Here is a 3073-nt window from a genome sequence, read left to right as displayed (position 1 = left end):
CCTACGAAAAGCTCAAGGGCCGCGCCGAAAACGCCCCGCCCGCACCCGCAGGCACGCCTGCCAGCCGCACAGCGGGTGGTGCCAGCCCCGTGAGCACAGCCCCGGGCGGGGCCCAGCCGCAGGAGAGCAGCTTCCTCAACGACCTGCTGTTTGGCACCACCGGCCCGCGCGGCGGGCGCAAGGACGGTCTGGTGCAGACCATGGCCAAGTCGGCCGTGCGCACCGTGGGCACCAACGTGGGCAAGGAGATCCTGCGCGGCGTGCTGGGCGGCATCTTCGGCGGCGGCAGCAAGCGCCGCTGAACGGAGAAGGGGTGGCGCGGCGGCGCGGTCGGGCAGCTGCCGCCCCGCGACCCGCTGCCGCCCAGAGCCCTCCGCAGGTGTGGTGGCCTTGTGACAGGCTGGCGACAATGCCATGCTTTTGTCACGATTTGGTCACATTGCGGCCGTGCAATGGCCGAAACACACAACAACAAGGAGGGACACGATGCAACGCGTAGAACACGCCCTGGTGCGCTGGGGCAACAAGGTGGTCCAGACGGCCATCATCCTGTGGGTGCTGGCTTTCATCGGGGTGTTTGCCGGGGTGTGGAAGCTCCGGTGGATCTGGCTGCTGTATGTGTTTGCCACGGTGCTGCTCACCGTGGTGCTGATCCGCTGGACCACCGCCGTGCGCGAGCGCTACATCCGCGAAGCCCCCCTGCCCCGCTTTCTGCAGCGCAAGCTGCGCGAGGTCTACCCCCACCTGAGCCCCCGCGACTGTGATCTGGTCGAACGCGGCCTGCGCCAGTTCTTCATGGCCTGCCTGCGCAGCAACAAGGACTTTGTGGCCATGCCATCCAAGGCCGTGGATGCTTTGTGGCACGAGTTCATCCTGCACACGCAGGCCTACAAGCTGTGGTGCCACAACGCCCTGGGCTTCTTCTTGCACCACACCCCGGCCGAGGCTCTGGGCAAGAAAGCCCTCCACAACGACGGCCTGCGCCGCTGCTGGTACTGGGCCTGCAAGGAAGAATCCATCGACCCCAAGGCCCCCAGCCGCCTGCCCCTGCTGTTTGCGCTGGATGCCAAGTTCGCCATTGCCGGGGGCTTCACCTACGTGCCCGACTGCTCCGACATTGCCCGCAAGAGCGACGCGGGCGGCAGCGGCGGCGACAGCTACTGCGGCACCAGCTTCTCGGATGGCAGCTACAGCGGCAGCGCTAGCGACTTTGGCGGCGCGGAAAGCTCGGACGGCGGTGGCGGGGACGGAGGGGGAGATGGCGGTGGTGGCTGCGGCGGCGGGGGCGGCGACTGACCTCCACCATTATGCTCCTCTATTTATAGCAACAAACCCAACACAGACAGGCGGAGATAGCCACATTCATCGAAAGTCACCCAGGCGACGACCCGCCTGCGACCAGCAGGTCTACAGTGACGGACCATGAACACCACCCTCACCTGCTTCTCCCTCAGCATCACCAACCATGTGGCCCACCTGGTGCTGAACCGCCCCGAGGCCATGAACACCATGCACCCCACCTTCTGGCGGGAGCTGGACGAGGTGCTGGCTGCGTTAAACAAGAGCGGCGAGGCGCGCGCGCTGGTCGTCAGCAGCACCGGCAAACACTTCAGCGCGGGCATGGCGCTCGAAACCTTTGGCGGCGCCATCACCATGGACGACCAGAGCCCCGAGGGCCGCGCCGCCATCTTTGACCTGCTGACCGACATGCAGGCCACCTTCACCCGCATCGAGAGCTTGCGCATCCCCGTCATCATGGCTATCCAGGGCGGCTGCATCGGCGGCGCGGTGGACATGGTGACAACGGCCTGCGTGCGCTACGCCACGGCCGACGCATTCTTCTGCATCCAGGAGATCAACATCGGCATGGTGGCAGACGTGGGCACGCTGCAGCGCCTGCCCAAGCTCATCCCGCTGGGTGTGGTGAAAGAACTGGCCTACACCGGCCGCCGCCTGAGCGCGCAAAGGGCCCAGGGCTACGGCCTGGTCAACGCAGTCTTCGACACGCCAGAGGCCATGGTGGCCGCCGCGCTGCAGTGCGCGCAAGAGATTGCCAGCAAACCCCCCGTCGCCATCTGGGGCACCAAGCAGGCCGTGAACTACGCGCGCGACCACAGCGTGGAAGACAGCCTGCGCCAGATGGGCTGGCTGCAAGGCGCCATCTGGAGCAACCGACATGTGATGGAGTCCGTCACGGCGATGAAGCAAAAGCGGGCGGGTGAGTTCCCGGCGCTCACGCCGCTGATCCGCTTCAGCGAACAGGGTTGAGGAACGGAGCTGGCGGACGAGGCTGGCGGACGGCTCCGCCCCCCAGCCGCAGATCGCTGGACCGCCCGGCCGCCTGCGGCGCAGGCCTCAAGGGCCGGAGCCGGGCCAGGCTCTGAGGGCAAACACCTCGTTCACTACCAAATTCATAGCTACCCGCGCTTACCCATCGCGCGCTGGCAGCTATTTTTGCGCCAACTCTGGACCCAAAGGGCTATCATGTGGAAACCCGGGGCGGCCCACGCCCCGCTGCAAGGACGCCACCATGACCGTGCCCAGCATGCCCCCCTCTGTGAGCCTGCCCACCCATGACGACGTGGCCGCTGCCGCCCGGCGGCTGGCAGGCGTGGCGCACCACACACCGGTGATGCGGTGCAACACCATCGACGAGCGGCTGGGCGCCAAGCTGTTCTTCAAGTGCGAGAACCTGCAGCGCACGGGTGCCTTCAAGTTCCGGGGCGCCTACAACGCGCTAGCCCAGTTCAGCGACGCGCAGCGCGAACATGGCGTGCTAACCTTCTCGGCCGGCAACCATGCGCAGGCCATTGCACTGTCGGCCCGGTTGCTCGATATGCCTGCCCTGGTGGTGATGCCCGAGGACGCCGCCGCCTCCAAGATGGCCGCCACGCGCGAATACGGCGCCCAGGTGGTCACCTACAACCGCTACACCGAAGACCGCGAGGCAATCAGCCGCCAGCTGGCGCGCGAGCGTGGCATGACGCTGAGCCCGCCGTTCGACCACCCCCATGTGATTGCGGGCCAAGCCACGGCCGCCCTGGAACTGCTCCAGGAGGTGCCCGACCTGGAC

4 protein-coding genes are annotated in these 3073 nt (G+C 66.9%); all 4 read left to right on the top strand.

The features are described from left to right. A partial coding sequence (locus tag AC07Z7_RS24950) for a helicase HerA-like domain-containing protein (protein WP_494768026.1) occupies positions 1-302 on the top strand: 302 nt, incomplete at its 5' end. 184 nt (positions 303-486) lie between these two features. Further along, positions 487-1296 carry a glycine-rich domain-containing protein gene (locus AC07Z7_RS24945; protein WP_494768025.1) on the top strand — a complete coding sequence of 270 codons (810 nt, stop codon included), beginning with the start codon at positions 487-489 and terminating at the stop codon, positions 1294-1296. A gap of 126 nt (positions 1297-1422) precedes the next feature. Then, positions 1423-2268 carry an enoyl-CoA hydratase-related protein gene (locus AC07Z7_RS24940; RefSeq protein ID WP_494768024.1) on the top strand — a complete coding sequence of 282 codons (846 nt, stop codon included), beginning with the start codon at positions 1423-1425 and terminating at the stop codon, positions 2266-2268. A 262-nt stretch (positions 2269-2530) separates the two neighbouring features. Beyond that, the coding region (locus tag AC07Z7_RS24935) for a pyridoxal-phosphate dependent enzyme (RefSeq protein ID WP_494768023.1) at positions 2531-3073 on the top strand (543 nt) is incomplete at its 3' end.

Source organism: Acidovorax sp. GW101-11A03, assembly GCF_059424825.1.
This window is presented reverse-complemented; position numbering and strand designations above follow the sequence as displayed.

Coding starts and splice junctions, on each gene's coding strand:
- AC07Z7_RS24945 (WP_494768025.1), top strand. CDS start 487: ATGCAACGCGTAGAACACGCCCTGGTGCGCTGGGGCAACAAGGTGGTC.
- AC07Z7_RS24940 (WP_494768024.1), top strand. CDS start 1,423: ATGAACACCACCCTCACCTGCTTCTCCCTCAGCATCACCAACCATGTG.